This is a genomic window from Bacillus cereus group sp. BfR-BA-01360, from assembly GCF_022663595.1.
Taxonomy (GTDB): Bacteria; Bacillota; Bacilli; order Bacillales; family Bacillaceae_G; genus Bacillus_A; species Bacillus_A cytotoxicus.
In genome coordinates, this window is record NZ_JAKUFV010000093.1 from 1 (window position 1) to 274 (window position 274).

A 274-nucleotide genomic window follows, 5' to 3' on the forward strand; every position below is an offset into this window, starting at 1 on the left:
TCCGACACACTTAAACCTTTACGAATAAGCTCGTAAACCGCACCTGCAAAACTCGTGATGTAATTTTCTTTTTGGTATTTTTCGATTTCTGGCATTAAATCAGCAGGAAACGTAATTAATTTTGAAATACGTTCCATACTACTTCACCTCCTTTTAGTATATACTTATGTTTTGTATATAATTAGTATATACTAAAAGGAGGTGAAATCAATGTTAGTTAACAAAGTGTATAAGTTTCGTATCTATCCAAACAAGGAGCAAGAAATTCTAATTG

1 protein-coding gene is annotated in these 274 nt (G+C 31.4%); it reads left to right on the top strand.

Features of this window, described 5'->3' with window-relative positions:
• Window positions 1-210: 210 nt before the first annotated feature.
• Window positions 211-274, top strand: a 64-nt coding sequence (locus tag MR056_RS22080) for a helix-turn-helix domain-containing protein (protein WP_242136739.1), incomplete at its 3' end; no start/stop codon positions are given.